Origin of the sequence: Paenibacillus oleatilyticus (assembly GCF_018998565.1) — a bacterium.
GTDB classification, from domain to species: Bacteria; Bacillota; Bacilli; order Paenibacillales; family NBRC-103111; genus Paenibacillus_G; species Paenibacillus_G oleatilyticus.
In genome coordinates, this window is record NZ_JAHNZO010000006.1 from 171,497 (window position 1) to 197,432 (window position 25,936).

The window sequence follows — 25,936 nt, forward strand, 5'->3', positions numbered from 1 at the left end:
GATTTGTAAGACTCATAACCAAAGTAATAAGATTGACCCAATCTGTAAATTCATTGACTAGGTCAATCTAACTTATTTCATCCCCAGTAATAATCTTCGCCAGTTGGTTTCCCATGGATTTCTGCAATTTCTTGAATAAAGGGAATAAGTTTTGAAACTTCATCGATTGAAATTTGAACGTTCTCATAACTAATATTATCAGGAGTTCCTCTCGGAATAAGAAGTCGAACATGCGTTTGATTATAAGTAATCAATACATTCCCATCTTGCTTGCTAGGGTTGTAACTACCTTCGTCAATCATTTCACTGTTTGCGAATTGCCTGAGGAATGGAATTAACTTTACCGCAGTTTCAGTTGACAAATAAGCTCGTGTGTAACTCGGTGTATTATCTACGTCAGTCATTTTCTTTGGCACAAATAAAGTAATGGGGGAAGCATGGTAAGTTACTAACATTCCACCATCATCTCTTGGAGATGTAGCACGTTCCACTTTGACAAAAGCCACCGCTCCTACTGGATATTTTATGCCACCATCAGATAAAACCAGTTTTCTCGGACCAAGATTCGCTTCCACAGATGTTTTGTCAATCATTTATAACACCCCTTCAACTTTTTATTTTACAAACTCATAATCCCCATGACGCACAAACCAATGTTCGCCTCCGTCAATTGGTTCAGCTTCCACACCATAAACTGCATCAGCAGGATCAAAATCATCAAATTCAGTAATAGTTACAATTTGACCAATTTCAAACTCATGCTCGTTCGTGCTACCAGTGATTCTAATTTGTCTCCCTGCAAGGATGGTCGTGGATGTATATCCGTACAGCCTACGGATCTCTTCAACACAATCCAAAAGAATTTGCTGCAACACTGCCTTATCAATATATGGATTATTTACGAAATTTGTTTCAATCTCATCAAGTCGTTCTTTAGTCCAATTCAAATTATATGCCCCCAAATAAAATTGTTGTTTTATTGTCTGTTCTATTGAATAATTAAACGTCCCATAAAGTCTTCTTTAAGCATTACAGAAACATTATTTTTCCATCCACTCTTGGAACGTTTTGACTCAACTCGAAATTCAATTTCTGTATCTGTAACTTTATCAACTTTCACTTCGCAGTTAACACCTAAAACAATTTTATATAGGTTACCAGCGATAATATCCACAAATTTCACTCCCATGAAATTATCTTTTCATTATAATATATTGCTCTTCAAGCCATTCAACATAAGCCTTTGTAGAGCCGCTTTTCTTATAATCGCTATACGCAATGCTTTCTTCTGCAATTTTAAAATATGGAGTCTCATTTTCATCAATATAAAACCTAACTTTAAACGCTTTTGGATAATACGAGGATTCACTCCACTTCAGAAGTTCATTATTGCGGCCATACCAAACAGGCTGCTCAATACTTTTATTAAAGTCCACGAATTCGCTGAAATCAAATTCACAACCTAGACATTCATCGTCTTCCCACATACAAATAAGACGAGCTTTCATTTTAGGATCGAAACTTTCATAGTCTTGACAGCCTTCAGTAAATTCCACTATTGGCTTTGCACCACTACGAAATAGTTCAAAAAGCTGCTTACCGTTCATATTGACCTCCTATTGTTCAAATAAAATTAACCTTTTATCCTAAATTGACGACTTCAACTCTATAATTATCTTCTTTATCGAAACGTTCTTTAAGCCAATGTGCATGATCTTTGGCTGTGCTTAAGAACGGCTTGTCATCGTATGTAAATAATTTAATTTTGGACAAATACTGACCAGTCTCAATATTTCTGATACTATAACTATTGAACTTCACTCTTCAGCAATTTCACCTTTCTCGATCAAATAACCGTATAGTTGATTAGTTTCCATTTTATTCGAACCAACTTTCAATTTCATCAGACGAAAATCCTTCATACTCCTCACCATCAAATTCAAGTAAATGTATCATTTCACCATTAAAATGAGATCTTAATTGTCCGTATTTCTTTCTGATTTGGTTATAGTATTTTAATTTTTTATTTACAACTTTATATTTCAACCATCACACCACCTTCCAATAACTTTTACTATTGTCTATTGAATGTTATGTACTTTAATATAATTTCTCATATCATTAGTATCATAAATCTTATCGTTGGTTTTAATATAAATGGGTTCAATGCTTTCACGAAAATTTAAAGCTGCTAAACTCATTGCCCTTTCCAAAGTGGCTATTTTTAAATCTTGTATCTGCCCAGAGCGTCTATAGCGATAAATAACCTCAAACAAGTTCATTCCTCCATTCCCCACGAAACTAGCCTTTTATCGTGTTACTTTTCCATACATAAAGCCCCCAAAAGTTTCAATTACTTATTCCAGTTCTAATTCTGCTTTATTGGCTACAATGAAAGCCTTATATTTTTGCTTAACAGCTCCCCCTGAAATAATCATATTATATACAACCTCATGAAATGTGTTATTACCATCAACCATAACAAGTACATCGTTCTGATTTTTGATATAAAAACCTTTAGCAAAACCTTCTCCACGAATGAATACTTTTTCATTCAAACATTTTTCAACTGCCTCATTAAAAGATAAATTATATGCACTCATTATCTCTCATCCCTTCATACTCTTAAGGATCTCTTCTCTAAATTCAGACACATCAATAATATTAAACTCCTGTAGTAGCTTTCCCTCAATACTCCAGACTTTGATGTCCCATTCAAATGTTACTTCAATAGGTAAACCATCGAACCTTTTAAGGCTTTCAAACTCAAATTTGCAATCAATAAACTGTATACCATTATCCCAAGGTTGCGCTTCTTGATAATCAAATAACTTAATCCCAAACAATTCTTGATCAAATCTTTCCATCTTCATCCGCTCCCCATAAAATATCTATTTCAATGCCTTTAATTTTTCATCGATCCATTGTATCGCTGCTTCTTGAGCGTCTTCAAGACTGGAGTATTCTTTGGAGTCCCACAAACTATTATATCTGATATCGCCTTCTTCGCGATTTGCGCGATAATAATACCTGTTAGGAGAATTATTTTGGCTGATATGTACAATAAACTTTTTGTGTTTGCCTTGCCAAGTACGATTTTTGTCCCACACCCCTGTGACATCTTTCATTCTCATTATTAGTTTTTCACCCCATCCTTATAAAATTTCGGTTTCATTAGGAACTCAAGATTCTACAGCAACATAAACTTTTTCTCCAGTACATTTACAATTCTTTTCGCGCAAACACTTTGCACAACACCACAGAATTTTCTTCTTCATCTACTAAACCTCCTTCCCAATAAAATTTCGCTTTCATTAGATTGAGATTATTTAATAGCATCTTTGATTAACTTCAGCAAATCATCCAAATCACCGGCAGAATGTTCTACAACATCAATATACTGATCTTCAATTTCTAAAAAGTCAGTGTTCTTTACTTCTCCCAGCAGGCCCTGCGCTTCTAGCCAATCACGAGCTATCTGATTAGCCTCATTCGCCTTTTTAAAATGCTTATGAGCATCTTTTATCGCCTTTATGACCTCTTTTGGAATAGTATTCAAATGAGTAAACTCTCCTCGCTTTTGTTTTCTATTAGATTGTACAATGACTTAAATCTCATTGGCCTCTATAATCATGTAATTTCCCAATAAATTAACCATTTTATTCTACTATGTATTCTACAATTTGGTTAGTATTTCCTGTTTCTATATTAACATAGAATATAACAAATCGTCAATTTATATTATCTTTATGTATATTTTATTTTTATTTTTTGAAACAAAAAAAAGAAGCTTTTTATAGCTTCTTATCTAAGTCAAGAAACTTGCTAAGAGAATTATATTGAGATGGGTTACTCTTTCTTAACTCATATAATTCCTCTAAAGTGATTTTTCCTTGATGAATCATAATCCTAAGTTCGATAACATCTCTTTTTGTTGTAAATTCCATGAATAATGCATCGAGAGTGGATTCGAGATCCATATCCGCAAAATAAAGAAAATCATCTAATGTTAGTTCGCAAGAATCCTTTCTCCATTGTTTATACTTTTTAGTTGCTTCAGAGATACTTTCAATATCACCATCAAAAAACTCAATCCAGTTCTGAATATCAGTTGACCCATTGACAAGGAAATGTAGATCTTTAAATTCCTCACTGTCCTTATTGAATCCGCATTCATATTCAATCCACCGTAGAAATTCTTTTCTGCTACGCTCCCAATTGTCGCTCGCACCAGAATAATATTTTTGCTTATGTTTGGCTTCAACCATACATTATTCTCCCTTGAGTCTTAGATGTTTTTTGTTTTCCGCATAAAGAAATCCAAAAACTTTTTAGCTTTTTTATTTGTGGTGGTTTCAGTTTCAAGATATTCACGATCTATCTGATGAAGTCTTTTTCTTGCTCTAAAACCATCCACCATTAATTTCACATATTTATTATGAATGGTAGTCACTGCTGCAAATCTACTTCTTTGATCATCGAAGTATACATTTTTTAAGTCCTCATCATATTCTTTTACCTTATAGACATTTACAACGTTCGATTTATCAAAGTCCCTAAGCCCAAGATGAAACATATGCTCTGCGTAGTCATCCAAAGAAGTAACAAGCATATACTCAGTTCCATTTAAATGATAAATGGTATTGTCCCTGTTGTTCTTAGTGATTTTCTCTACGTCTGCAAGACAAATTGATTCAAGCTGACCTGTCGTCTGATTGATCACTGGCAGATGAAAATCACTAAGTTGCAACATAAGGACTCCTCCATAACATTATAAATACAGTTAGTCAACAGGAATTTGAATTGTAAGATACTATTTTCAAAATCGCGCTAATGTAATAAGATACTAAGTGTAATGGTTAGGGATATTAAGCAGTTGCCGCTGCCTTAATGTCCCATTTTCTTGTTGTAGTATTCATCTTGATAAATATCCGCCAGTTCTTCCTCACTTATCTGACCATAAATTAACATCATATCTTTCTTTTTTGATAGAACGTCTTTGCGACATTCCAAAAGAGTTCTAACATAGTCAGAGGCATTCTCTAATTCCAATTCAATAAGTTCTAACTCATTTTGAAGGCGCTCAAAACTGCATCCTGACGCAATTTCACTATTGTTTGGTTTGTCTTCTGACCAAAATGTCATTTTTAAATCAATCCTCTCACAGTTAAATATTCCCTACAATACTATTGTATCAATATCACTACCGCATTTTCCCAACAGTTTTTCAGAAAATTGTGCTTTACAATGCAAACAAAATATGCATTGACACGCAATAAGTCGAATAATGTAATATTTTGTCGAATAGAACAAAACAAAAAAACCATCATTCAATAAAGTAATGATGGCTCAATAATAATCAGTATTTCTCCTAAAAGAAAAGGCTTTTGATCTTCTATCCTTGTTTGCTTCAATTTTATAGGCAAGATCCTGTTCTTTGGAGAATAGTTTGCTAAACTCATTCATTCTCCTGCTATTTATATAAACACAAGGAAGTTTATTTTCTTGCACTTCTTTATATGAAGACACGTCAGAGAATACTATTGCATTTGCGAGACTATGAATTTTCTTCACATGATCCATATTCACATAAAGATCACGATCCACTAATCGAAAGTTCAAATTTTCAATCAGTTCAATGAGTCCAACTTTAGTTATGGGGCACAAGTATTTTTTATGATCCATTATAAAAGTCGAAAAATCAACATGAAAATCAATGTAATACACTTCGCAGACATTAAATAATTCATATTGTTCCGAGCCATCTATTCTTCCCTTTACAATGAGATGAATATCCTGCATGTACTAAAATCACTCCTTGAAATAAAGGGAAGAAGGGGTCAATTCCCTTCCACCCACATTTGACATCTTATTACTTCAATAAAGATTTTGGTGCCTCTGGTCGATGCACAAACCAAGTTGAATTTGTGGTTGCAAAAAATGTTGCAACTGCACCAATAACCATCACAAGAGCATAAACAGGTAATTTATAAATCTTGCTCATTTTCATACCTCCTTTACATACAATCTAAGAGATAATTCAGATCGTTTGCTTTGATTCTTCTTCATCTCTTTTATATAAAATAAATAAGATAATAATCGAGAAAATAAAGGCTACAATTAAAGTAATGTCTGCAAAAGAGTCTGATAAAAATCTTCTGATGTAATACAATCCTGATAGCAACAAAAGAGCAATTGAAATAATAATTAGAAAAATTCGATTCGAATAAACTAACTTTCTCTCGCTGCCAGAATCATCATCTGGATCAAATGAGAAACCTTCAGTTATATGAGCAGTGACCTTTGAGATCAAGAGCATTGCTATAAAAGTAATTAGTTGAATTAAGTAGGATTCGTGAGAGAATGAGTTATATTCAGATCTAACTAAACCATACCACTGCATAAGAACTATCACAATTGCCTGAACTACTATAAAAATCACAAGTGGAACTGTGACATATAAAAATGTTAATTTTACTCCAAATTTAAGCAAAGGTCTTACCATTATTAAAACTAATATAAGCAAAATAATTGACGAAAAGTTACTCCACCCTTCTAAGTTCTTTAACAGGAGTGATACTAGAGCCACTATTAGACTCAGAAGTGGAATCCTATGCCGCAGATGTTTTGGTAATCTAATTCTAAAAAGTATGAGCCCAAACAAAAGAACTCCAAATTCCTCTAGTGAAGAAAAGAATAAAAAGTATAGGTAGTTCATCCTCTTTGCTTCCTTAAATTTAGAATTAATAATAGTGATTGAATAAAATACGTAACAGAGACTAAATTAGATTCAATAATTAAGAAATTAATTAAGACTAGGGCAGCCGATATAAACTTAAAATATATTTCGATATTTTTTGCTTTGAGATTAATTTGATTATGTATCCCAGAGGGTGCCAATAAAAGAACAATTAATAACGATATAGCATTCAATACTGGAATATAAGAAGTTATGTATGGGACTATTATCTGAATGAAGACTATTAAAAAAGTAGAGACAATAATACAAGCCTCCGATGATTTAAAATGTACTCCTCCAGAGAAGAAACGCAACAAAACAAAATTGGCTGTAACTATAAACCAAGAATATGTATCATTAAATAAATAAGAAATTAAAAAAGATATTACCAGAATTGATATGTTGTTTAACAATATTTTAATTCCATATTCTAATTCTTCGGCAGTATACTTAGAATCTTGAATAGTATTACTTAAAAAAGATGAAGTATAGCATGCAATTTTATTTAACAATTTACCCTCCTAGAAAATATCTTCTTTTGATAGATAAAATATACCATTTTCCACACTGAGAAGTCAACATATATTTTTCATATTTTATTTTCATAGGAAAAAGAAACCCCAATTAGATATTGGGGTAAAGACTTTTAAGTGTATCCACGTTTAAAAACTCATTTTTAATTCGAGTGAGACTTTGCTCCATATTGAAGTTGAACTGCTCAGCAATAAGTTTATATTCTTCTTTATCCAACTTTCCACTTTTAGAATATAATTCTTTTGCCATCGCCAACATACCAGAGTAAGCAATATTTCTAGGTGTGAAGTATGGTTCATTTATTTCATTAGCAATCTTACTGAGCCGACGATAAACTATATTCTTCTCTGCCTCATTGAAATGTTCAGTGTTCGTATTTGCAGATCTAATCACAAAATCATTATCAATAAGGTTGGCCAAGTCAGCTCTGTTGTCAGGACTTGTATTGCCATTCATCTTTTCATAAGTATCCTCATGTAACGCTTGCTCGCAAAGTTTAATGCATTTTTCATCAACTGTAATGGTTCGTTTACTTCCGTCTTCAGCAATCAAGTGCAACTTAGAATTGAAAGCATCAACGTCTTTTTTGGTCAAATTCAATAATTCACTGTGACCTTCTCCACCAACACCGTTAAATATTAGACTGATGATAACAGCATCTTGTGCATTAGCGCATTTCTGAATGATGCTGTTAATCTCATTGGTTGTCCAATACTTTTTGAGATTATTATTCACAAATTGTTTATGCCAGTCCCTACCCACTGTATCTAATGGGTTAAGACCACTCTTATACCCATGATCAGTTGCCCAATCAATGTACTTAGACACCCAAGAGACATTGTGCCTTGAAGAGTTTTCCGTGGTAGGCATAAACAGAAACATAAGCCTTCTCAACTCTTCACGACTGAATGAGTAAAGATCCTTCTTCAAATCATTTTCAATAGCATTTGATATTTTAAAGATACGCGAAATTATTTTTTGAGTACCTTTTCCGTACTCACTTATGAATTTTTCCTTTATATCTTCATTGAACATCGCATCTTCATATATTCTATTCGACATCTCAATATCTCCTTATGCCAAAAATTGTCCAACTTTTTCTTCAAAGAAGTTTCTGATTTGTCGTTTGACTTGATTTGAATTGACCTTCCCTTGCGTTGTCATGAGATCGTTAAATTCAGATCCTTCTTTGGAAAAATTAATTTCATCTACAACTCGAACAATTTCATCAACTGGAAAGTCTTTTCCGTGTTTATCAAATAACTTTTTAGCCAAAACAATATAACCAACAAAAGTGTTGTGATGGTTAATCCAAGATTTTTTCGCTACTTCAGCCACGTTTGTAACAAATGCTTCTTCATAAGAGCCAAGTAAGTAATCAAAAAATCTGATAAGTGTATACGAGATATCCAGTCTATCCTTACCAGTTTTCGGCTCGAAAATATCTTGGATAGCATCAGATAGAACCTTGAAGTTTGTAATTTCTTTGAACTTATGTTTAACCGCTGTGCTTGTTGTAATGCGTCCTTTAAGATCAGATTTTGTATTCAGATCCTTGACGATATTATCAGAGATATTGAGACTCTTCAGTTCTCTGATATGAGTTTTATCGAATGTATTGAAACTATTGTGCTGCCCTAAATAATATCTAGCTGTCTCAAGATCGTAGTTTCTAATGCTCACATAGAGATACCCTTCTAGTTCTGGGTTCTCTTCAAGTGCAGCAATTACAGCTTCAACACGATGAAAACCATCAATCAAATCTATCTGAGTAGCCGTTTCAATTGTTAGTTCAAGATCATTTTCGTTATAGAAAATCTCATCAGTACCATCCATTAGTACGTTCAAGACGATGACATCAGGTTTATACTTACCTTGAAGCATCAGATCTTTTATTTCTTTGACGCTTCGTTTATTAACTTTTGGTGTATATTTGACAGTTCCATCTTTCTTGATTTTTTTCACTGGATTCCGTTGAGTTTCAAAATTGTAAGTCCAGAACTCCTCATCCCACGATTTCTTTATTTCTTGATAGGAGAGTTTTAACATGTAGTCATTCTCACTACCAGACAACACTCTCTCATAAACATGAGGCAAAGCATACGAATCATCAATTTTCTTTTTATATTTCTTGGCTCTATTTATTTCTTTTTCACTATAGAAATGAGTTGGTCTGATTCTCTCATCATTTGTTACCTGATACAGACTTGTTACCAGCAAACATAATTCATCTTTCTCAAGCAATTCTACACGTTCTGGATTTACCAATATCTCTAGAAATGTTCCTCTTGGGATGTTATGAGATGCTAAAATATCATCTATCTCTCGTTGTTGTTCCTTATCTTTATTCAGTTCGGTAAAAACAAGAGACAGTGATTCATTTAAATCAAGTTGTTCTGCACTTGCGCTACTCATAATTTACACTCCTCTATACTAATTTATGTAACACTATAGGCCATACATTTTTTTCGTTGACTATATGTAATATAGTATAACACAGAGAAATAAAAAAATACATTCAACATGATAAAAATGATCATGAAAAATGTATTTTATAAGGATTTGTACCTATGATGCAGGAATTTGGACTTGTTGAATTAGTCTCCAGTCCCCATTTTCTTCTTTCTCATAGACATGAATTATTGCAGGTACATTGTATGAATAATGAATTCTTTGTGCTTTTCGCACTTCTCTTTTCGCATGATCCACAACTGTATACTGCTTTCGAGCATAGTGTGGCCTAATGAAAACCCCATACATTTCGATTTCTGATTTAAACTTAATCATATTTTCATCACCATCATTGATAATGTCATCTATGATTATAGCATCAATAATCGTCACAAAACACCATAAAATTCAAGTTTCATAGTAGAATCTTTGCATTTGTCGAATTGTGTCGATTAAAATCAAGTTTACCTACCAATTATACATTAAGTATTAATATATCATTGGTAGGTAAAACCCTTGTACAAGTAATCTCAATTAATTTGTGTTGCTTCTTCATATGCTTCTTCTAACTCTTTTCCATTATGGATTGCATCGTACATTGTAAGCAATTCTTTGGTTGTCAGCTTTCTATATTTAGTTGCTGATTTATAAAACTTAACCCATATAATTCTGGTCAACTTATTATAAGCTTCTGTCCATTCTTCTCTTGGATCTTTGCCATTGTTTAAAGTCGCATAAATATCTTCTTTAAATCTCCCCATAATTGTCTTCCTCGTTCATTTTAAAGTATAAATCACATTATATAATTTATTATTTTCAACCATTTCCATAGTATCCCACAGATATTTCCTCTTTCATTTCTTTAAGGAGCTCATCCATCAATTCTGTCATTCTCTCTTCTTTCTCCTGATATAATCTTCGATGGGCCGCTCTTTCTGGACCATTAGAATCTTTATCAAAAATGTACTCTATATCAATGATGTAATGCCATATTGTTATTATTAACTCATCACATATTCCACTAATTTTTTCTGAAAGGTAGAGCTTAGACTCATGAAATTTGTCTCTAGCTTCTTGAAAAGCTAATTTTGCCTGTAGAATTTCAAAAAAATGAACATATGATCTTAAATCATCAATCAGAGTGTATTTACTTTGATCCCAACCGATTGAGAACTTCTGGATTTGTATATCTGGAACACCCATATTTTTGAGGGAATACTCAAGTTCTGAAGAATTGAATTTTAAATAGTCTGGCACTTGACGAAACCCCATTAATCCTCTTGGTACTTTTTCCGCTTTCAGAAATAACCCATAAAGTTCAGCATAGACAGAATGCTTTTTGGGTGTAAAAAGATTAAAATCTTGCATTTTTCTTTGTAAATCAAACTTATTTAATTCAGAAATTTGTTGCAATTCATGTTTTTTAACCTCTAGCATTTGTTGTAATTCATTTTTATGTTCTTCAAGTTCTTTTTTGAAATAATTATCAACATATGTTTTTGATAAAAACTTTATTGCTGCCCATATAGTAAGCCCGATTACTCCTACTCCACCAATGGATGCTAAAATAGAAGTTAAATTTAGAATTATCATTTGCTGTCAATTTCCACCTCTAATTCTCTTATGAAATCGTCATTTCATAGCAATACTGTGTTTATCAAGGATATCGCCAAAGACTTGATGAATAATTGTTCCAGCGAACGCATATGGAGGCGTTTCTTCCTCCACAAAACCTTCGGTATTTCTAATATTAATGTACAACCAAACAGCTAAATGCTCTTGTATTTTGTCGCCACTGATATCAGAATTGAATGAAACTTTAGACATATGAGTGAGATATTCTGCTACATATAAAAAACCTTCTTCAAGCAATCTGTCATTCAGAATCTGTAAAGCTTTCTTCAATTTCTCGTCATAAAAGGCTCTGTTGTTACAAAACAATGTAGTTCCAATGCAAGTTAAAAATAAATTTCTTTCCCATATGGATTGATCACCAAGATCGAACTCGGAAAATCTCTCTCTAATGTCTCTCATTAAAGAATTTACAATACTATGCGATGTCTCGATGACTTCATTAATAATGCCGAGATTGTGCTGATCATTTTTCTTCGATTTCCAAAACAAAACATCGCCCCCAATAAAATCTGTGTTTCAAAGGATTATTTTTCAGTAATATACTTAACATCTCTTGCAAACATTCTAAGAAGTCTACTTAGGTCCTCACTATCTTTTGGCGGCATTTCAACCATGATTTTTGTAAACTCGGCTATTTTATCTTCAACTTCTTGTTGCTTCACTGCCTCTTTTTCTTGCAGTAGCTCATCGATAGCATAATCGATTTGGGAAAGTGTCCTCATTTGTATCTTCTCCTTTAATTTGGCTTTTTTATAAAAGCAGACTTTTATCGACTTAAAACTTCAGCATCACATTTAAAAACTCCACCTGTTTCCGAGTCGTCACCTATAAGTTTGTGATTATCCACCCAATACATACTTTCGCTATCCTCAGTAGCGATGAACTTATGTCCAACCTTATTAAAGTACCAATAGTCTTTGCTATTACATTTCTTAATTAATATTTCTATTTTTTTCTTCTCCATTTAAAATCATCTCCTTATGAAATCTGAATTTCATTACATTTTCAAATCATACGCCGCAACTATTTCGAAAGAAACAAGATTTACTAGTTTATAAGCCGAATGCATGTATTTAGTCTTTATCATATTGTTTAATTCTTCCATTAACTCGTTGATGTCCATTTTTTCATTAGAAGTAATATATGTTTGAAAATATTCTTTTGAGAAATTAAGTTTAAGTGAATATTTAATTTGGTAAACATATCTCGTATTACTAACTTCAAACACTTGCCTATTGCTAGTTAATTTTTGATAGACGATATCCATGGTTTCTCCTCTTTTCATGAATAATAAGACTTAATTTTTGTTGTCATCGCCAAACATCAACCAATCAACAGAGCAGCCGAATACATCACACAACTTGATAACACTGTTGATTTTTGGATTGGTATTGCTTCCATTCTCCAAATTAGTAATTGTTGGTTGAGTTAATCCTGATAAATCCGCCAGTTCTTTTACAGTCAGACCTACAGTTTTTCTCATTTCTTTCACTCGCTTACTGAAGGATCCCTCTGAAAATTCTCTGTTAGATTGCACAGTTGGGCTGAATACTTTTGCTTTTCTAGCCTCAGAAGTTACTACGTAACTTTCAAGAAGTTTTTCTTTTTCTTTTAATTCTTCTCTTAGTTCTTTGATGATTCTTAATAGCCTGTCGTCATATGTACCACTGCTAAATAATTCTCCATCTTCAGCTTTGATCTGAACTACATTCTCAATGGGTAAACCAAATAGAACACAAATTTTGTCAATGGTCTCTAAAGTTACACTCTCATTTTTTGCGAATTTTGCCATTGTAGCTGTGGATAAGCCAGTCAGTTCTCCAAGTACTTTAATCGTAATGCCATTGCTTTTCAGATGTTCTATAAGAGGTTCATAACTAATCATTCAAACTGCTCCTTCCTCCTTTATCATAACCAATTTTAAAATTTAATTCCACATTTTGATAATAACATATTTAGAAATCTAAATCAATTATATTATTAATTTTTATTCATATTTTACTTATTTGTAAATGGGCCTAAAGCCCATGAATTATTATTTCATCTCCAAGCATATCGTTTATTTTCATGACACGCTAAAACTTCTTCTAAGTCGCAAATCTGAATAATAAACGTCTCCACTTCTTCAATAAGATAAGGGAACTCTCCTCTACCTCTCATCTTATTTACCCTATCCTTGATGCTACTGAGATTGATTCCAAAGTAACCTTCCTTCTCATTATTCATCACAAGATCAACTATTGTAACACTAAACCCCATTTCTATATCACAAAATTCTTCGGAAGTTTTTCGTTTGAATGGCAACTCAATAGGTAAGTAAACAAATTTCTTAGCCCAATCAATTTTACCCCTGCCAAACTTGATCACCATCCATTGAGGGCATAACTCTCCATCATAATAGTCGTAATAGACCTCAACTTTGGTGGCCATTAAACATCAAACACCACCGATCTTACTTGTCCTTGTATCATAACGTCTCCAATTGATAAAACTCTCGGAGGTATTTCTTTGTTCGATGCCTGAAGAATTACGTTTGAACCATCATAAAATACTCGCTTCAAAGTTGCTTCATCGCCATTCACTATGACCACACCTATTTTACCGTTTTCAACGAAGGACTGTCTTTTAACTAAAACCTTATATCCCTCTCTAATTCCCTCATCAATCATTGAGTCCCCTTTCACGATCAAATAAAAATATTCACCATCAGATACTTCTTTTTTTGAGGCGACTTTGTAACCAATAATGTTCTGTTCTGCTATCATGTTATAACCAGCTTTAATTTCTCCGTAAATGGGGATCTGAACAACCTCATCTTCAAGAAGTGATTCATTATTTCTTTGTAATAGGTCTAATGTTTTATTTGCAACATTATATTGACCTTTCATATCCAAAAACATAGAAGAATCGTTTTTAAGTTCAGAATAAACATTATCGACTCTCGGTTCCAAGTAGCCAGCGGCAGCCATTAGATCATCGTAAGATGTGTTAAGCGGCTCAAACAGTTTTTTTAATATATCTGGGGATGGTACACCCCTTCGACCGTTTTCCATCTGGGTTAAATATGAATGTGATACGCCAGATTTATCCTCAAGTTCCCTTACTGTCATACCGCATCGCTGTCTCAACATTTTTAAGTATCCACCAAAGTCTTTTGCGCTTGGTTTCATTTGTAACCACCCTTTCTTAAAATATAGTTGCAATTGTGCTGTCATGGTGTTATATTGTGGTTACACAACTACTATCACAATTGTAACCAAGAAGAGAGGGGAAATCAACATGGAATTTCAAAATGGAACGATGGCTTACGTGGAATTAAGAATCCCATTATATATACCAGTTAATCAAAAAGAGAATGCTGCTCTAGAGATTAGTGAATATATAAAAAATATTACTTTGATTGAAGGTGACATACATAAAAAAACAGGTGGTGCTTGCCCTTTTACGTTTTCTAACATAAAACATAAATTGATAGAGGTTGTTTCCCCCTATGATTTGTGATTGTTGATTTGTTCTCAATCAAGGTATATAATAGATTTAATTTAATATGGGTCAGACAAAAATCCGGCCCCCAAAAAAGCGAAGCACGCTAATAGTCCTTTAATGGATATATTAGGCTTCGCTTTTTTTAATATATAGAAATTTTTAGAATTCTTAGAAAGGAGGTGATACCAATGCAAAATGATCCGTTATTATACTTTACAACTTATTTTTTCTTTTTTAAAATTGCACCACCGTTATTAAAAATTATTATGAATCAAGTAGAGAAAATAAGTGATGATGAATTGGACTTTCCAGCTCTAACAAAAATCTTCAGAGTAGTTGTTGTATTGTTGAAGATCTTCGTCTCGCTTTATATCCTTCTGTTTAAAGTCATAGACCCCTTTCGGGTTAGGCCCCTCAAAGTTAGTATCTAAGCAGCTATGGACCACTCTAGACCCCATTTGGGGTCTTTTTTATCTCTGTATTTGTAGTGTTTGTTGCCAGCCATAAGCAAGCTTTTTGTTAGCAATTTTTCACAAAACAAACACAGTCAAGAAAGATCCTCGACTGTGTTTGGGGTTTTAATTCATTTTCGTAAAAGTATCGGTTTCAATGCTATATCATTTAATTGCTCATTTTCGGAGGCGTATTTTTTATAATCATAGACACATAAAAGCCTCCTATAGTCTGTAGATTTTTTATCAGAGTAATCCCTTAGATAATTTTCAACTATATCAATTTGAATTCTTTCATGTATAATTCCCAAAATTATGGCTATGATCTTTTTAGTTTGTGGAATTTTTTCATCATCTAAAATACCACTAATCGTGTTATGCTCTTCTGCAAAATCAGATACTCCTTTTATTAGGTTTGCAATTTTGTCTTTTTGAATGATTTTTAATTTACTAGCGCAATCAAGTTCACATTGAATAATATTAAAACCAAATATAGGAAAGTACTGACTACTTTGAATCCTATGCTTATCAATTATCTTTAATAACTGGTGATTTGATTCATCTATAATTTTAAAATAATTTTCCATTATTTCTGAGGTTGTTTGGAATTCATACTTAATTGTTTTTAATGAACCAATAGCTAAAACTTTCTCTCCATTTTTAAGTGCGTCTATATCTTCGGTTATTTTAACTTCAATATTGCCACCAGTATATAGTTCTTTCACAATAGATTGTACTTTTCTAATATCCATTGCAGAGACCGGAAGACTTAAATTAGCCAGATGCTTATATATTTCTAAAAAATTATCTGTCTTAATTTTATTTATTCGTATTGTAGCAAAGCCACTCATATCAATATCATGATCAACAACTTCGACATTTTGTGATCCTTTTTCATATTCAACTAGTAAAAAGTTTCTCCTTATTTTTTCAGCTTCAGGAGTGTTAAGGTTGATATATGTAAATATGGTTTTTAGGATACTCTTAATGTTATTGTCTCCTATGTTATATCCTAAAAATATTATTGGATTATGAATGAACAATGATAATAACTGAGCCCGTATTAGTTCATATTTTTCATCGAAAATCTTATAGTCATCTTCTGTGATTATTATCTTACTAGGATCATCAACGCAACCATGTATCTTATAGACCGAACCATATGGGTTACTTAATAAAATATCATTTCCTATAAGTTGCTTGAATTCAAATACATCTTCAATCAGTTTATCATAATTAGTAGTAATAACAGAGCCAACGTTTTTTCTTACTTTTTTTAATTCATTAATTTCGTGAACTTGATTACTTCTAACTTTAAAATTTTTTAAAACATGAGAAATATATAACTTAAAACGACTTATATTTATACCATTTTTCATATTTTCATAAAACTGATCATTTATCTCTTTAAAATCTCCATCTCGATTCTGCTTAAGCACTTCATTGAATTCAGTTTCAAGATCTTGCGCAATTTTAGGATAATCAAAAACTCCATTCTTCCCATGTTTTGATTTTAAATCATAATAAAACTCATCTGAACCTTTAATCGTTTGGGAAATATGTGATAATAAACCATCCCATGTAAAAGAATTTTCTAGGTATCTTAGGCTTATCCCTGTACCTATGAAAAGCACTGGATGATTGGTAAAATTAGATATAAATTGTTTTATATTCACATAATCACCTTCCTTTATCTGAACGATGTTTTAAACTCCATTGAAAGTTCCATAAATTATGAACTTATCATTCCTCCTTAAATAGTAACCGAAATAATATATATTTACAATATGCTTCCATTTATGAATTGAACTTTCACACATTGCTTCCCTTTATCAAATGAAATGCGGATTTTACTGACTCTCTCCCCACCATTGAAACCATTCATTAGGGTATAAAGCTCTAGCAGTAAATCCTTTCTCTGAAAGCTTTGATGCTAATTTTTCAATCGTTAACCCCTCGTTACTTTGGAAATCGTTATTCAGAAATTCATAAAGTTCTTTTTCAAATACAAACTTTTCGCAATCTGTTTCAATAAAAACCGACTTCCCTTTTGATTGTTCCCACAGGTCATAGATAAACATTTTAACCCTCCTTATGAATTGCGAATTATATTAGGTCATTTTAACGCCTCATTAATGCGACTCTCAATGAATTGCCTATCGTTGTTCCAACTGTAAGCATTGTAATCCTTGATTTCTTTTAATAATCCTCGTAATTGTGTTATTTCTTCTATAAGTTTTAAAGCAGATTCTTTTGGTAATCCAACCACTCTAGGAGTGTTCAAAAACACTCGAATATCTTCAATATCATTTTTAAACATAGGACCTCCATTTGAAAATTGAATTTACTTATCTTTATTAATTACATTGCCCTCATAGTCAATCCATATTTGATAGTATGGACGATTATTTATACCGTGCCATCGGCCATTTAAATGATCAACTTCTTTTTTGGTTAAACTTCTACAATCTTCCTTTTTAAATTTCACATCAATAAAGCCAAAACCTTCTGCAAAACTTCCAATGTAGTATTCCTCATCTTCTTCAAAGACTCAAATAAAATCATCTTCTTCTCTTCCTATGTTCCCTAACTTATGAATGGCTGGTCTTCCACCTAGAAGAACCATGTATTTATTGAGACCCTTCATAACTCATCATCCTCACTTCGATTTATAAAGTTATATATTTCACTATTGAAATCTTTCTTTATTATTCATTAACCTTTCCTTTATTTCGTTATAATTAAAATCAACATTAAGCATTCCAGCAATGGCACGTTCCACTTTTACAACCTTCTTTAAATCTTCAGTACTGAAAGCATCTCTTAATAGTTCATTTTTTTCGATTCCATAAACTTCTTTAAGATGCTTCGCATCAGTATCCCATAGAACTTTATATACAAGATTTGTGAACTTAGCATACTTGAATTGATCATCTTTGTCTGAAAGAGCAACGTAAAATTCCTGAATTGAATCTGTCAATAATCTGCGTTCAAGCTTAGAAATCTCACGCTCAACCGCCCATCGCTTAATCTCATCTGGGGCAAATTCTTCAACATTCAGCAAGTAGTTACGAATTGATTTTGCCACTTCGGATTCTGTCAGTAACATGCCAATACGAAGCAAACCACGACGAGTAATTAATGTTAAGATTGATGTTGTTTCCAGATTCCGAAGGTCAGGTTCACCCTGAACCGACCCCTTAAAGTCTTTTAGTTCCTTGCCTTTTAATGATTTCAACTCATTGTATTCATTAAATTCGTTCCGGTGTCTTTTCAGAATCGATTTAATTGCCTCATATCCTACTTCATAGTAGTTAGCAGCCATTTCTACAGTTACACCCATAGTTGAAGGCAATTTGGGAACAATCTTAACCTTATCCATCACATTGTCTTTAAAGACATATTCATCACGCATAGTTCTACTCTCTACCAAAATCAATTCATTACCACTAAAATCCATAGAAACTTGTTTTGCCATTATTCGTGTCTCCTTTTTTGTTTATAAATTTATCCATAGAGAAAAGTATATTTTACTCTTCGGATTCATATTTTCTGTTAATCTTTCTACTGCTCTAATTAATCTTTGGACCAAATGATTTCTAGCATATTCTTTTTTTAGTGCCTCTAGCTCTTGATTAGAAATACTCATTCTTTTTCAATTCTCCTTTTCTAATGAAAACGAGTATTCCGATTTTTAAATACCCAGAACCTCCCGAATCTCCTGCTGCTTACACAACTTACCTTCTCTGTATCTTACATCGCGCTCATGTGCAATTTTATGATCAATGCCCTCAATAAAATCAAGTACGCCGAACTTTTGAATAACTAGGTTATAGAGATATTCATACAATGCAGAAGAATCATGAAATTCAAGCACTTTTTCAATTTCTGTAATAATAATGTCATCAGTGATATAATACTCTTCACCAAATCTACTGTTGAACTTATACAACTTCATTGCATTTAAATGTCCTCCTGTTCTACGCCGTAACTCTTTGCATGATTCAACGGCATAGTAACTACCACTGGTATTATCTTCGGGCCCGATCCACTTTTCGTTCATTGTCTATTCCCCTTTTCCTATAAAACACAAATTTCATTTGCTCTCATATCTACTTGCATGTTGTTCGATCAAATAATATCTAATTTCTTCTGGGAGTCTGTCAGGATTGACTTTGATCCTCTCCCATTTGTTTGAAATATAGTTCCAACCACAAGAAGTACACATCCCAAACACAAAACCTATTGTATTGGAACATTTCGGACATTTACTCATAGCAATGACATCCCCCGAAAGAAATACTGAATCAGTTTCAAATTCAATCTAATCAATTTTCATATATTGCTTATAAATTGGTGTTAACTCCTCTAATGCCGCTGTAAGATGTGCTCCAGATGCAATACAGTACGTGTTATAAAACTCAATGGCCTCAACTATTTCGTTGTAGTACCTCTCAATATAACTGTAGGGCTCATCATGAACCACTTTTATCTGTGATTTGATCCATTCAATCTTGTTTAGAATTCCGCTAAACAAACATGAACATGCTCCATAAGGTACATCCATTATTCTTCTCTCCTTAAATTAAATAGTTGCTATGCTATTTTTCCATCTATCATATACATCTAATACTTGAACCATCGTATGACTTTTCTTTTTGACGTATTTTATGTAATCAGAATCATTTTGAAGAATCATGAGTAAATCCTTTTGAAAAGAAGTTAGTTGAAAGCCAAGTACATTTTCAGCAAACTCAGTGATGCTCATTTTTAGATAGCAACCTCCGAATATAGTTTTTCCCTAATTTGCTTTCTTGCTCTATCTACACTTAACTCAGTGATATTCCTAATGTAAAAGTCATATGCAAATCCATCTAACTCATCAATCTCAATTCTGTTATTGGTGTCATTATCGATAACAATGATCATCCAGCCTGACGACTTAGGCAGAAATTTAAATGTGTAATCCATCCATTGTAGATCCATTAAATCAAGCATGTTATTAATTTCTTCGTCTGTTATGTAATTTTTACTTTTCTTTACGGTATTGAACACATAATCGCGTTCAATAAACCTTCTCATGATTGCGTACATCGAGAACATCCCCTTTCTGAATTCCATCAATTTTCAACCTTCTTTTTTGTTCATTTACTTTCTCTTGATATGCTCTAAATGATATGTCCTGAGCGCATGAATGACAGACAAGTTTTTCTCTATAGGAAAATAATTCAGTCTCAATGTTTTCGCAAAAATGGCAACCATGACCAATATATTTTTTCAAGTAAATCTGGTTTCCTATCTCGTCAACATAAATTTCAATATAATCGTGTGCTTTAATATTAAATTTAGCTCTAAACTCTGCCGGAATGTTAACTTTACCCGCATTGTCCATAATTCTAATTTGCATGTTGCATCTCCTTACCAACGAGTATTCTTAGTTGTATGTTACCATATATTGCATGATAAGCTCAAATACTCCAGTTGATGCAACACGTTTATATAAAACGAAGATTTTATTGGGATTTCGATTCTTGTAGTGCTAACCATTTACTACATCTCATTGATCTTGTTTCGGCATCAGATCCGATATAAATCAAATCTCCCCATGCCTTAGACAATGGCTCTCTACCTTTCAAAATTTGCTCTGTAAACACCTGCCATTCATTATTAATAAACGCCTCATTTACTGTTTCATCTCCATAACTATCCACTTTTAGTGTCTGGAATGCTTTAGCAGAATAGTAAAAATCATTTTCTCTAAACATGTCCCCTTCAACTCCTTATAAAATTCACTATTTATTGGATTTTACTTTTCTTTTTCTTCGCTCTCTGTATCCCTCAAAACATGCTTTATAATCGTCTTGTAACCACTTTTGAATTTTTTCGTATTTATCACTACTGAAGCTTTCAAAGTTTATTTCTTTGAACCATTATAGTAGTTCATATTCTCCCTTACTACTGTTACAAGGTAAACAGGCTGGTATACAGTTATCTAAAAACACACTGCCGTTTGCATCTGCATGCTCCTTATGTAATTGTTGTCCAAATAGAATCTTGTGATCTTCTTCGGGCATGGAACAATAAGCGCAAGCGAAGTTAAAATAATCTTTACATGCTTTCCATTCTTTATGTGATATAATGTGTTGTTTCAATCTGTATTTTTCATTTAATTCCTTAATTCTGTTTCTGTTTTTTTGCTGCCATTCAAGAATGATTCCCATTGAACGATATTTTTTCATAAGTTCTGCTCTTAATTTACGCTTATCTGGTTTTGCTTGATAGGTTTTTTGTATTTCGGATCGAGCTTCTGGATTATCAATTCTCCATTTCCCTGATCGTTTCTTAGTACATTCTTTACATTCAGGATGGTAGTAAATTTCACCGTCTTTCTTTATTCTACAATAGAACTCACTTAGCGGTTTTACATTTGGACACATAGTACATTTTTTAATATATAACCCTCTCCTTTTCCCAATGAATTCTGCTTTTTATCGACTCGGATAAAGTGTTAAATTATAAACATTCAATACATGATAATCCAGTTCATCTTTGATAGCTTCTGCTTTCGCAAGAATCTCTGCCTCATGGACATTAAAAGCCCAAACCTTTTTAGTACACCCTGTCATTACCACTTCAAATTCATATTTTTTGACCATATTAGATTCCTCCTGATTTTCTGATAAAATTGATTTTTTATTGGGCCTCTTCAACCTCATACATGTAACAAGCAGCTCGACCAACTTCCCATCCAATCCTACAGCAATTAGACCAGTACTTAGATCGATCCGTTGTTCCTTCTGGTATGTATTGACCAATCTTGTTGCATGGAATACCATCTCGGATGCATGTGTTATAGCAGCCATACTCCCAAACAATTTCAAAATGCTCTTCTAATTCTGTGCGACTCATATCAATTCGTTCGTGGTTAAGGTAAAAATAATAACCTCCACTTTCATTATTTTCAAACCTTACAATATCTCCAATTTCAGTTTTATACTCTTTTTTCATTTCTTCAGCTAACCAATCAGGCATTCCTTTAAACGGCGGCATAATTCTTGATATTTCATTTTTACATTTTCCAACTATAACTGACACTTGAATCAACTCTCCTTTCAATATCCATGTAAAAGACTTATTTTATTAGGATTTAATAAAATTCTCTTCAAGCATCGATTTCATTTGTGAGTCAGTATATAACAGTGTTTCAAACTGGTCATCATACGCTTTCGTTAGATACCATCCGCCCTTATTTTTATCTTTTTGTAATCTATAAGGGTTATTATTACGTATAGAAAAATATACATCATCTTCTATTAACATTTAATCACCATTCTCCATAAAATACTTCTTTTATAGAAATTCTCTATAATCAATAATTGCTTGATTCTTACGTCTTGATAATTCTAGCAACATTAAATCATAAATTTCTATATGATCTTGCAGTGTTAAATAGTAGTTGAGGTCATTTTGCTTTGGATTCTTGTCACTCTCTTCAATCAATTTGAAAATCTTATCAATCGCACTCATGAATTCGTCGTGTTCCATTTTACTTAAACGGCGTTTAATCTCATCATATTTTTGCCTTCGTACTACATTTGGGTTCACCTTATCAACTCCCCATGAAAGAATCCTTTTATTGCCTTACGTAGCATTCAGAGAAGTAATCAAAGAATAAATGTTCTCCGTTAACCTTCAATGTAAATCCTTCATTTTCTTCCTCAGAAATATATTCCACAGTAAGATCTTCATTATCCTTAACTTCGTTCCATCCCATACAAAATGTCTCCGAAATACTTTCTTTAACCCAAATAGGTGTATTAATATACTTTACATTTTTGTTATTCATCCCAATGTCATCTCCCCATAAAATATTCATTTTATCCTATTTAAATCTCAATATTAGAAAACCTATCGTCATTAAATGTCTTTGCTATTACCACATATGCTTGAGGATACTTTTCTTGATGAACCAAATTTTTGGCAATAAACTCCACATAATCTTGAGATGAACTAGTTGGTACTCCAGCAGCATTTAAGATTTCGTGTAATTGTTTATCATTTGAGAGAGCATTGAAACATCATATACATATAATTCGCTCACACATTCTGTTTGATAAAGCCAATGACGAAGACCATTTGCTTCTGCAAAATCAATGATTTCTTGAATGGACTTTCCGCAAATATTAATAATTGTCTTTGTTGGCAAATAACCTAAAGCCTTATGTATGCCCACTTCATAAAGATCACGCATAATTTCCTCTGGAGTTTCATTATATTGCATTGAATATACCACCTTATGAAAGAATCATTTTTTTCAATTACCGTTATATTTGTTTGTGGTTATAGGATAATGATAAATCTCAATATCTGGGTCGATAAATCCTCTACGCTGTGCCGCCAAAAGAGTCTCATACATATTTTTGCGTCCAACTGGATTGTCCGTATGAAGATAGATTTTATTTGCCCTCAGACTGTTCTCGCATATGTATTTAACTAAGTCATATCCATTCTTCAATTCATTTCCTTCAGCATCTTCGCCTAAATCATGATCGAGTGTAAGAATATCAACTTCATTGTGTTTCATAAGTTCGATGGCTGCCTCATAAGTTCTTGCAACTTGAAAGCCTTCTGGACAGTCACGCAGATCATCTACATAAACATTAATCATATTTTGCAACTCCTTAAAAAAGGATCTTTATTCGAATTCTTCAAATGTAACATCAGAGTAATTCATCTTTTTTTCAAGCTCTTCTATCGCCCATGTTACTCCTTTAAAAGTTTAAAAAATGTGAAGCTTCATCACGAGACTCAACATATTTAAGTCGGCCATTTACATATTTGATATACCTGTCTTTTATCTTAATTGCATACAATCTGATCGTCTCCTCATAAATGGATCATTTTATCTCCAGTTTCTTCTTGTGTTTTCTTCATACTCAGCGCAGTATAAACTATGTTCTAATTTTATGACTACTTTTTCAAGCTTATACAGTTCATCAAAACTCCAATCGCTTTCATCAGGTACTTTGCTGTAATTAGTGAATGCTATTTTTGCACTATCTAATTTCTCTTTAAGTTTATCAATTTCAGTGTTTTTACGGTTTATTCTTTTAAAGTTTTCACCTGTCATTTTATATTACTCCTTTTTCAAATTCCGATAAAAATATAGTTTCATTCCTTTTTCCATCTTTTTCTTATGACTTTATTATATCATTTACTTTTATAAAGTCAATAATTATATTTTTTAATATCATATTTTATTTTATAATTATAAAAGCCTAAGTAACCATTGAGGTCACTTAGGCTCAGTTAGAATTAACATCTAAGAAGTAGTATTTTTGTGTTTCCAATGGTAACACTCGCCTTTCTATTCTTTTCAGCATCAATCAAGATAGAAAGTACATCATGAACTCCTTCGGAACTTAAAATTTTGGCAATTACTTGTTTCTCAAAAAGCCCTTCTTTTCCCCAAATCTTAAAAAACATTAAAATCCTCCTCGTATAATTTATTGAAAACAGAAATAATTTTAATTAAAAATACTAACTTCAAGAGCTAGGTCTATTTGTTCCATAGTATTGGTATCGAGTGTTGTCAACTTCCTATCTATCCTATTTCTATCAATCGTTCTCAATTGTTCACAAAGAACTGTGGAGTCATATTCTAAACCGTGCCTGTCAGCAAGTAGTTCGACATGAGTTGGTAGCCTTTTTTCTCTATTTTTGTTTTTATTTGCTGTTGAAATGCTAGCAACGATTACTGTTGGACTGTATCTGTTTCCTATATCGTTTTGAATAACTAATACTGGTCTTACTCCTCCCTGTTCACAACCCACAACTGGTGATAGATCGGCTAAGCAAATATCCCCTCGTCGAAAAGTCTGTTCTGTATGTAAATGATTAAAATCCATTGCTTTTACCACCTTATATATATTTTGCTTTTAATAAAATTATAGTATGTCTTACTTTCTTTAACAAGCAAACATATGTTCTATTTACCTTTTCTTTATTTTTTACTTTTATATTCCATTGTTTGTGACTTCTATATGGGACATGCACCTAAGTACTTTTTCAAACATAAGAAGAATATTAATAATATATGTGGTTACAATGGGAGTGTACACTTTTCAATTGGAGTGAGGAAACTTGGAGAATCAGATTGAAAGAAGAGATGCATGGCAACCTTCTGAAGATGAGTTGCTGGCCAATATTATTCTTGAGCATATCAAGCAAGGGAGTACTCAATTAAGGGCGTTTGAAGAGGCTTCTGCGCGCTTAAGTCGAACAAGCGCTGCATGTGGCTTCCGCTGGAACAGTGAAGTAAGAAAACGATATGAGGAAGCAATTCAGAAGGCTAAATCTCAGCGAATGGAACTGAAAAATAATAAGCATAATGTTTCTATTGCTTCTAACCATCTTCCTTCAGATGATGTTAGCGGTATAAAGTTTGCCTTGGATCGAATTAAGAGTCAAATGAAAATCATGTTCCACGAATTGGATCAACGTGCAAAGGAACTTGAAGCTATCCAGAAAAAACTTGATGTAATTATGACTCCTGAGCAGAAAGTTCTAGAAGATTATCAGAATTTCGTTGATATTATGAAGAGAGCTAGAGAGATTGGTGCCTTGAAAACAAGTTAAA

50 protein-coding genes are annotated in these 25,936 nt (G+C 32.8%); 2 read left to right on the top strand and 48 right to left on the bottom strand.

Features of this window, described 5'->3' with window-relative positions; translation table 11 throughout:
- Positions 1–77: 77 nt before the first annotated feature.
- The 27 genes from KQX66_RS10265 to KQX66_RS10395 form a co-directional block, all read right to left on the bottom strand.
- Positions 78–593: a hypothetical protein gene (locus KQX66_RS10265; protein WP_216792352.1), complete on the bottom strand. Its 516-nt coding sequence runs from the start codon at positions 591–593 to the stop codon at positions 78–80.
- Positions 594–614: 21 nt separating this feature from the next.
- A complete protein-coding gene (locus tag KQX66_RS10270; protein WP_216792353.1) occupies positions 615–947 on the bottom strand; it encodes a hypothetical protein in 333 nt (110 codons plus the stop codon).
- A 41-nt stretch (positions 948–988) separates the two neighbouring features.
- On the bottom strand, positions 989–1,174 hold the full coding sequence (locus KQX66_RS10275) for a hypothetical protein (RefSeq protein ID WP_216792354.1): 186 nt from the start codon (positions 1,172–1,174) through the stop codon (positions 989–991).
- A gap of 19 nt (positions 1,175–1,193) precedes the next feature.
- Positions 1,194–1,607: a hypothetical protein gene (locus KQX66_RS10280; protein WP_216792355.1), complete on the bottom strand. Its 414-nt coding sequence runs from the start codon at positions 1,605–1,607 to the stop codon at positions 1,194–1,196.
- A 271-nt stretch (positions 1,608–1,878) separates the two neighbouring features.
- Entirely contained in the window at positions 1,879–2,046 is a 168-nt protein-coding gene (locus KQX66_RS10285) for a hypothetical protein (protein ID WP_216792356.1), read from the bottom strand.
- Between the two features lie 35 nt (positions 2,047–2,081).
- Positions 2,082–2,276 (bottom strand): hypothetical protein, encoded by a 195-nt coding sequence (locus KQX66_RS10290; RefSeq protein ID WP_216792357.1) that lies wholly within the window; start codon positions 2,274–2,276, stop codon positions 2,082–2,084.
- A gap of 81 nt (positions 2,277–2,357) precedes the next feature.
- On the bottom strand, positions 2,358–2,603 hold the full coding sequence (locus tag KQX66_RS10295; RefSeq protein WP_216792358.1) for a hypothetical protein: 246 nt from the start codon (positions 2,601–2,603) through the stop codon (positions 2,358–2,360).
- A 6-nt stretch (positions 2,604–2,609) separates the two neighbouring features.
- Positions 2,610–2,867 carry a hypothetical protein gene (locus KQX66_RS10300; RefSeq protein WP_216792359.1) on the bottom strand — a complete coding sequence of 86 codons (258 nt, stop codon included), beginning with the start codon at positions 2,865–2,867 and terminating at the stop codon, positions 2,610–2,612.
- 24 nt (positions 2,868–2,891) lie between these two features.
- Positions 2,892–3,134, bottom strand: a complete 243-nt coding sequence (locus KQX66_RS10305; RefSeq protein WP_216792360.1) for a hypothetical protein — start codon at positions 3,132–3,134, stop codon at positions 2,892–2,894.
- 191 nt (positions 3,135–3,325) lie between these two features.
- Positions 3,326–3,559, bottom strand: a complete 234-nt coding sequence (locus KQX66_RS10310; RefSeq protein ID WP_216792361.1) for a hypothetical protein — start codon at positions 3,557–3,559, stop codon at positions 3,326–3,328.
- A gap of 235 nt (positions 3,560–3,794) precedes the next feature.
- Positions 3,795–4,268, bottom strand: coding sequence for a hypothetical protein (locus KQX66_RS10315; protein ID WP_216792362.1), 474 nt, complete (start codon positions 4,266–4,268; stop codon positions 3,795–3,797).
- A gap of 20 nt (positions 4,269–4,288) precedes the next feature.
- On the bottom strand, positions 4,289–4,753 hold the full coding sequence (locus KQX66_RS10320) for a hypothetical protein (protein ID WP_216792363.1): 465 nt from the start codon (positions 4,751–4,753) through the stop codon (positions 4,289–4,291).
- Positions 4,754–4,887: 134 nt separating this feature from the next.
- On the bottom strand, positions 4,888–5,145 hold the full coding sequence (locus KQX66_RS10325) for a hypothetical protein (RefSeq protein WP_216792364.1): 258 nt from the start codon (positions 5,143–5,145) through the stop codon (positions 4,888–4,890).
- A gap of 204 nt (positions 5,146–5,349) precedes the next feature.
- A complete protein-coding gene (locus KQX66_RS10330) occupies positions 5,350–5,802 on the bottom strand; it encodes a hypothetical protein (protein WP_216792365.1) in 453 nt (150 codons plus the stop codon).
- A 70-nt stretch (positions 5,803–5,872) separates the two neighbouring features.
- Entirely contained in the window at positions 5,873–6,004 is a 132-nt protein-coding gene (locus KQX66_RS10335) for a cyclic lactone autoinducer peptide (protein ID WP_216792366.1), read from the bottom strand.
- Between the two features lie 36 nt (positions 6,005–6,040).
- Positions 6,041–6,718 carry a hypothetical protein gene (locus tag KQX66_RS10340; protein ID WP_216792367.1) on the bottom strand — a complete coding sequence of 226 codons (678 nt, stop codon included), beginning with the start codon at positions 6,716–6,718 and terminating at the stop codon, positions 6,041–6,043.
- Complete coding sequence (locus KQX66_RS10345) at positions 6,715–7,251, bottom strand: accessory gene regulator B family protein (RefSeq protein WP_216792368.1); 537 nt, start codon at positions 7,249–7,251, stop codon at positions 6,715–6,717. Before KQX66_RS10345 ends, KQX66_RS10340 begins: the two co-directional genes overlap by 4 nt.
- Positions 7,252–7,363: 112 nt before the next feature.
- Complete coding sequence (locus KQX66_RS10350) at positions 7,364–8,335, bottom strand: phage lytic cycle repressor MrpR family protein (protein WP_216792369.1); 972 nt, start codon at positions 8,333–8,335, stop codon at positions 7,364–7,366.
- A gap of 12 nt (positions 8,336–8,347) precedes the next feature.
- Complete coding sequence (locus KQX66_RS10355) at positions 8,348–9,688, bottom strand: DNA sulfur modification protein DndB (protein WP_216792370.1); 1,341 nt, start codon at positions 9,686–9,688, stop codon at positions 8,348–8,350.
- Between the two features lie 566 nt (positions 9,689–10,254).
- Positions 10,255–10,485, bottom strand: coding sequence for a hypothetical protein (locus KQX66_RS10360; protein WP_216792371.1), 231 nt, complete (start codon positions 10,483–10,485; stop codon positions 10,255–10,257).
- 55 nt (positions 10,486–10,540) lie between these two features.
- The gene (locus KQX66_RS10365) at positions 10,541–11,317 is read right to left on the bottom strand and encodes a hypothetical protein (protein ID WP_216792372.1); all 777 of its coding nucleotides are present in this window, start codon (positions 11,315–11,317) and stop codon (positions 10,541–10,543) included.
- Between the two features lie 39 nt (positions 11,318–11,356).
- Complete coding sequence (locus KQX66_RS10370; RefSeq protein ID WP_216792373.1) at positions 11,357–11,848, bottom strand: hypothetical protein; 492 nt, start codon at positions 11,846–11,848, stop codon at positions 11,357–11,359.
- A gap of 35 nt (positions 11,849–11,883) precedes the next feature.
- Positions 11,884–12,081, bottom strand: coding sequence for a hypothetical protein (locus KQX66_RS10375; RefSeq protein WP_216792374.1), 198 nt, complete (start codon positions 12,079–12,081; stop codon positions 11,884–11,886).
- A gap of 44 nt (positions 12,082–12,125) precedes the next feature.
- A complete protein-coding gene (locus KQX66_RS10380; protein WP_216792375.1) occupies positions 12,126–12,323 on the bottom strand; it encodes a hypothetical protein in 198 nt (65 codons plus the stop codon).
- 333 nt (positions 12,324–12,656) lie between these two features.
- Positions 12,657–13,244, bottom strand: a complete 588-nt coding sequence (locus KQX66_RS10385) for a helix-turn-helix transcriptional regulator (RefSeq protein ID WP_216792376.1) — start codon at positions 13,242–13,244, stop codon at positions 12,657–12,659.
- 155 nt (positions 13,245–13,399) lie between these two features.
- Positions 13,400–13,789, bottom strand: coding sequence for a hypothetical protein (locus KQX66_RS10390; protein WP_216792377.1), 390 nt, complete (start codon positions 13,787–13,789; stop codon positions 13,400–13,402).
- Positions 13,789–14,529, bottom strand: a complete 741-nt coding sequence (locus tag KQX66_RS10395; RefSeq protein WP_216792378.1) for a helix-turn-helix domain-containing protein — start codon at positions 14,527–14,529, stop codon at positions 13,789–13,791. Before KQX66_RS10395 ends, KQX66_RS10390 begins: the two co-directional genes overlap by 1 nt.
- Positions 14,530–14,638: 109 nt before the next feature.
- Here KQX66_RS10395 and KQX66_RS10400 point away from each other — a divergent pair, with 109 nt between their 5' ends.
- Entirely contained in the window at positions 14,639–14,860 is a 222-nt protein-coding gene (locus tag KQX66_RS10400) for a hypothetical protein (protein ID WP_216792379.1), read from the top strand.
- 568 nt (positions 14,861–15,428) lie between these two features.
- Here KQX66_RS10400 and KQX66_RS10405 read toward each other — a convergent pair.
- From KQX66_RS10405 to KQX66_RS10505, 21 genes are all read right to left on the bottom strand, one after another.
- Positions 15,429–16,973 carry an SIR2 family protein gene (locus tag KQX66_RS10405; protein WP_216792380.1) on the bottom strand — a complete coding sequence of 515 codons (1,545 nt, stop codon included), beginning with the start codon at positions 16,971–16,973 and terminating at the stop codon, positions 15,429–15,431.
- A 174-nt stretch (positions 16,974–17,147) separates the two neighbouring features.
- A complete protein-coding gene (locus KQX66_RS10410) occupies positions 17,148–17,378 on the bottom strand; it encodes a hypothetical protein (protein ID WP_216792381.1) in 231 nt (76 codons plus the stop codon).
- Between the two features lie 35 nt (positions 17,379–17,413).
- Positions 17,414–17,617, bottom strand: a complete 204-nt coding sequence (locus tag KQX66_RS10415) for a hypothetical protein (protein ID WP_216792382.1) — start codon at positions 17,615–17,617, stop codon at positions 17,414–17,416.
- Positions 17,618–17,986: 369 nt separating this feature from the next.
- Complete coding sequence (locus KQX66_RS10420) at positions 17,987–18,775, bottom strand: hypothetical protein (RefSeq protein WP_216792383.1); 789 nt, start codon at positions 18,773–18,775, stop codon at positions 17,987–17,989.
- A 21-nt stretch (positions 18,776–18,796) separates the two neighbouring features.
- Positions 18,797–18,946, bottom strand: coding sequence for a hypothetical protein (locus tag KQX66_RS10425; protein ID WP_216792384.1), 150 nt, complete (start codon positions 18,944–18,946; stop codon positions 18,797–18,799).
- A 45-nt stretch (positions 18,947–18,991) separates the two neighbouring features.
- Positions 18,992–19,360 carry a hypothetical protein gene (locus tag KQX66_RS10430; protein ID WP_216792385.1) on the bottom strand — a complete coding sequence of 123 codons (369 nt, stop codon included), beginning with the start codon at positions 19,358–19,360 and terminating at the stop codon, positions 18,992–18,994.
- Positions 19,361–19,621: 261 nt separating this feature from the next.
- Complete coding sequence (locus tag KQX66_RS10435; RefSeq protein ID WP_216792386.1) at positions 19,622–19,864, bottom strand: hypothetical protein; 243 nt, start codon at positions 19,862–19,864, stop codon at positions 19,622–19,624.
- Positions 19,865–19,882: 18 nt separating this feature from the next.
- Complete coding sequence (locus tag KQX66_RS10440; protein WP_216792387.1) at positions 19,883–20,065, bottom strand: hypothetical protein; 183 nt, start codon at positions 20,063–20,065, stop codon at positions 19,883–19,885.
- 2 nt (positions 20,066–20,067) lie between these two features.
- Entirely contained in the window at positions 20,068–20,391 is a 324-nt protein-coding gene (locus KQX66_RS10445; RefSeq protein WP_216792388.1) for a hypothetical protein, read from the bottom strand.
- A complete protein-coding gene (locus KQX66_RS10450; RefSeq protein WP_216792389.1) occupies positions 20,363–20,704 on the bottom strand; it encodes an AbrB/MazE/SpoVT family DNA-binding domain-containing protein in 342 nt (113 codons plus the stop codon). Before KQX66_RS10450 ends, KQX66_RS10445 begins: the two co-directional genes overlap by 29 nt.
- Positions 20,705–20,810: 106 nt before the next feature.
- Positions 20,811–21,062 (bottom strand): hypothetical protein, encoded by a 252-nt coding sequence (locus tag KQX66_RS10455; protein ID WP_216792390.1) that lies wholly within the window; start codon positions 21,060–21,062, stop codon positions 20,811–20,813.
- Between the two features lie 165 nt (positions 21,063–21,227).
- Positions 21,228–21,536: an HNH endonuclease gene (locus KQX66_RS10460; protein ID WP_216792391.1), complete on the bottom strand. Its 309-nt coding sequence runs from the start codon at positions 21,534–21,536 to the stop codon at positions 21,228–21,230.
- A 249-nt stretch (positions 21,537–21,785) separates the two neighbouring features.
- Positions 21,786–21,953: a hypothetical protein gene (locus KQX66_RS10465; protein WP_216792392.1), complete on the bottom strand. Its 168-nt coding sequence runs from the start codon at positions 21,951–21,953 to the stop codon at positions 21,786–21,788.
- A gap of 37 nt (positions 21,954–21,990) precedes the next feature.
- Positions 21,991–22,392: a hypothetical protein gene (locus tag KQX66_RS10470; protein WP_216792393.1), complete on the bottom strand. Its 402-nt coding sequence runs from the start codon at positions 22,390–22,392 to the stop codon at positions 21,991–21,993.
- 255 nt (positions 22,393–22,647) lie between these two features.
- Complete coding sequence (locus KQX66_RS10475) at positions 22,648–22,902, bottom strand: hypothetical protein (protein WP_216792394.1); 255 nt, start codon at positions 22,900–22,902, stop codon at positions 22,648–22,650.
- A gap of 28 nt (positions 22,903–22,930) precedes the next feature.
- Positions 22,931–23,143: a hypothetical protein gene (locus KQX66_RS10480; RefSeq protein ID WP_216792395.1), complete on the bottom strand. Its 213-nt coding sequence runs from the start codon at positions 23,141–23,143 to the stop codon at positions 22,931–22,933.
- 186 nt (positions 23,144–23,329) lie between these two features.
- Positions 23,330–23,578: a hypothetical protein gene (locus KQX66_RS10485; RefSeq protein WP_216792396.1), complete on the bottom strand. Its 249-nt coding sequence runs from the start codon at positions 23,576–23,578 to the stop codon at positions 23,330–23,332.
- 33 nt (positions 23,579–23,611) lie between these two features.
- Positions 23,612–23,965, bottom strand: a complete 354-nt coding sequence (locus KQX66_RS10490; protein WP_216792397.1) for a cyclic-phosphate processing receiver domain-containing protein — start codon at positions 23,963–23,965, stop codon at positions 23,612–23,614.
- Positions 23,966–24,199: 234 nt separating this feature from the next.
- A complete protein-coding gene (locus tag KQX66_RS10495; protein ID WP_216792398.1) occupies positions 24,200–24,427 on the bottom strand; it encodes a hypothetical protein in 228 nt (75 codons plus the stop codon).
- 185 nt (positions 24,428–24,612) lie between these two features.
- Entirely contained in the window at positions 24,613–24,783 is a 171-nt protein-coding gene (locus KQX66_RS10500; RefSeq protein ID WP_216792399.1) for a hypothetical protein, read from the bottom strand.
- Between the two features lie 41 nt (positions 24,784–24,824).
- Complete coding sequence (locus tag KQX66_RS10505) at positions 24,825–25,205, bottom strand: type II toxin-antitoxin system PemK/MazF family toxin (RefSeq protein ID WP_216792400.1); 381 nt, start codon at positions 25,203–25,205, stop codon at positions 24,825–24,827.
- A gap of 235 nt (positions 25,206–25,440) precedes the next feature.
- Between KQX66_RS10505 and KQX66_RS10510 the strand changes: the two genes are divergently transcribed.
- Complete coding sequence (locus tag KQX66_RS10510) at positions 25,441–25,935, top strand: RsfA family transcriptional regulator (RefSeq protein ID WP_253957052.1); 495 nt, start codon at positions 25,441–25,443, stop codon at positions 25,933–25,935.
- Position 25,936 lies beyond the last annotated feature (1 nt).

Coding starts and splice junctions, on each gene's coding strand:
- KQX66_RS10265 (WP_216792352.1), bottom strand. CDS start 593: ATGATTGACAAAACATCTGTGGAAGCGAATCTTGGTCCGAGAAAACTG.
- KQX66_RS10280 (WP_216792355.1), bottom strand. CDS start 1,607: ATGAACGGTAAGCAGCTTTTTGAACTATTTCGTAGTGGTGCAAAGCCA.
- KQX66_RS10295 (WP_216792358.1), bottom strand. CDS start 2,603: ATGAGTGCATATAATTTATCTTTTAATGAGGCAGTTGAAAAATGTTTG.
- KQX66_RS10300 (WP_216792359.1), bottom strand. CDS start 2,867: ATGGAAAGATTTGATCAAGAATTGTTTGGGATTAAGTTATTTGATTAT.
- KQX66_RS10305 (WP_216792360.1), bottom strand. CDS start 3,134: ATGAGAATGAAAGATGTCACAGGGGTGTGGGACAAAAATCGTACTTGG.
- KQX66_RS10315 (WP_216792362.1), bottom strand. CDS start 4,268: ATGGTTGAAGCCAAACATAAGCAAAAATATTATTCTGGTGCGAGCGAC.
- KQX66_RS10320 (WP_216792363.1), bottom strand. CDS start 4,753: ATGTTGCAACTTAGTGATTTTCATCTGCCAGTGATCAATCAGACGACA.
- KQX66_RS10325 (WP_216792364.1), bottom strand. CDS start 5,145: ATGACATTTTGGTCAGAAGACAAACCAAACAATAGTGAAATTGCGTCA.
- KQX66_RS10330 (WP_216792365.1), bottom strand. CDS start 5,802: ATGCAGGATATTCATCTCATTGTAAAGGGAAGAATAGATGGCTCGGAA.
- KQX66_RS10335 (WP_216792366.1), bottom strand. CDS start 6,004: ATGAGCAAGATTTATAAATTACCTGTTTATGCTCTTGTGATGGTTATT.
- KQX66_RS10340 (WP_216792367.1), bottom strand. CDS start 6,718: ATGAACTACCTATACTTTTTATTCTTTTCTTCACTAGAGGAATTTGGA.
- KQX66_RS10350 (WP_216792369.1), bottom strand. CDS start 8,335: ATGTCGAATAGAATATATGAAGATGCGATGTTCAATGAAGATATAAAG.
- KQX66_RS10355 (WP_216792370.1), bottom strand. CDS start 9,688: ATGAGTAGCGCAAGTGCAGAACAACTTGATTTAAATGAATCACTGTCT.
- KQX66_RS10360 (WP_216792371.1), bottom strand. CDS start 10,485: ATGGGGAGATTTAAAGAAGATATTTATGCGACTTTAAACAATGGCAAA.
- KQX66_RS10365 (WP_216792372.1), bottom strand. CDS start 11,317: ATGATAATTCTAAATTTAACTTCTATTTTAGCATCCATTGGTGGAGTA.
- KQX66_RS10375 (WP_216792374.1), bottom strand. CDS start 12,081: ATGAGGACACTTTCCCAAATCGATTATGCTATCGATGAGCTACTGCAA.
- KQX66_RS10380 (WP_216792375.1), bottom strand. CDS start 12,323: ATGGAGAAGAAAAAAATAGAAATATTAATTAAGAAATGTAATAGCAAA.
- KQX66_RS10385 (WP_216792376.1), bottom strand. CDS start 13,244: ATGATTAGTTATGAACCTCTTATAGAACATCTGAAAAGCAATGGCATT.
- KQX66_RS10390 (WP_216792377.1), bottom strand. CDS start 13,789: ATGGCCACCAAAGTTGAGGTCTATTACGACTATTATGATGGAGAGTTA.
- KQX66_RS10395 (WP_216792378.1), bottom strand. CDS start 14,529: ATGAAACCAAGCGCAAAAGACTTTGGTGGATACTTAAAAATGTTGAGA.
- KQX66_RS10400 (WP_216792379.1), top strand. CDS start 14,639: ATGGAATTTCAAAATGGAACGATGGCTTACGTGGAATTAAGAATCCCA.
- KQX66_RS10410 (WP_216792381.1), bottom strand. CDS start 17,378: ATGTTTATCTATGACCTGTGGGAACAATCAAAAGGGAAGTCGGTTTTT.
- KQX66_RS10415 (WP_216792382.1), bottom strand. CDS start 17,617: ATGTTTAAAAATGATATTGAAGATATTCGAGTGTTTTTGAACACTCCT.
- KQX66_RS10420 (WP_216792383.1), bottom strand. CDS start 18,775: ATGGCAAAACAAGTTTCTATGGATTTTAGTGGTAATGAATTGATTTTG.
- KQX66_RS10425 (WP_216792384.1), bottom strand. CDS start 18,946: ATGAGTATTTCTAATCAAGAGCTAGAGGCACTAAAAAAAGAATATGCT.
- KQX66_RS10430 (WP_216792385.1), bottom strand. CDS start 19,360: ATGAACGAAAAGTGGATCGGGCCCGAAGATAATACCAGTGGTAGTTAC.
- KQX66_RS10435 (WP_216792386.1), bottom strand. CDS start 19,864: ATGGATGTACCTTATGGAGCATGTTCATGTTTGTTTAGCGGAATTCTA.
- KQX66_RS10440 (WP_216792387.1), bottom strand. CDS start 20,065: ATGAGCATCACTGAGTTTGCTGAAAATGTACTTGGCTTTCAACTAACT.
- KQX66_RS10445 (WP_216792388.1), bottom strand. CDS start 20,391: ATGTACGCAATCATGAGAAGGTTTATTGAACGCGATTATGTGTTCAAT.
- KQX66_RS10450 (WP_216792389.1), bottom strand. CDS start 20,704: ATGCAAATTAGAATTATGGACAATGCGGGTAAAGTTAACATTCCGGCA.
- KQX66_RS10455 (WP_216792390.1), bottom strand. CDS start 21,062: ATGTTTAGAGAAAATGATTTTTACTATTCTGCTAAAGCATTCCAGACA.
- KQX66_RS10460 (WP_216792391.1), bottom strand. CDS start 21,536: ATGAAAAAATATCGTTCAATGGGAATCATTCTTGAATGGCAGCAAAAA.
- KQX66_RS10465 (WP_216792392.1), bottom strand. CDS start 21,953: ATGGTCAAAAAATATGAATTTGAAGTGGTAATGACAGGGTGTACTAAA.
- KQX66_RS10480 (WP_216792395.1), bottom strand. CDS start 23,143: ATGAATAACAAAAATGTAAAGTATATTAATACACCTATTTGGGTTAAA.
- KQX66_RS10485 (WP_216792396.1), bottom strand. CDS start 23,578: ATGCAATATAATGAAACTCCAGAGGAAATTATGCGTGATCTTTATGAA.
- KQX66_RS10490 (WP_216792397.1), bottom strand. CDS start 23,965: ATGATTAATGTTTATGTAGATGATCTGCGTGACTGTCCAGAAGGCTTT.
- KQX66_RS10495 (WP_216792398.1), bottom strand. CDS start 24,427: ATGACAGGTGAAAACTTTAAAAGAATAAACCGTAAAAACACTGAAATT.
- KQX66_RS10500 (WP_216792399.1), bottom strand. CDS start 24,783: ATGTTTTTTAAGATTTGGGGAAAAGAAGGGCTTTTTGAGAAACAAGTA.
- KQX66_RS10505 (WP_216792400.1), bottom strand. CDS start 25,205: ATGGATTTTAATCATTTACATACAGAACAGACTTTTCGACGAGGGGAT.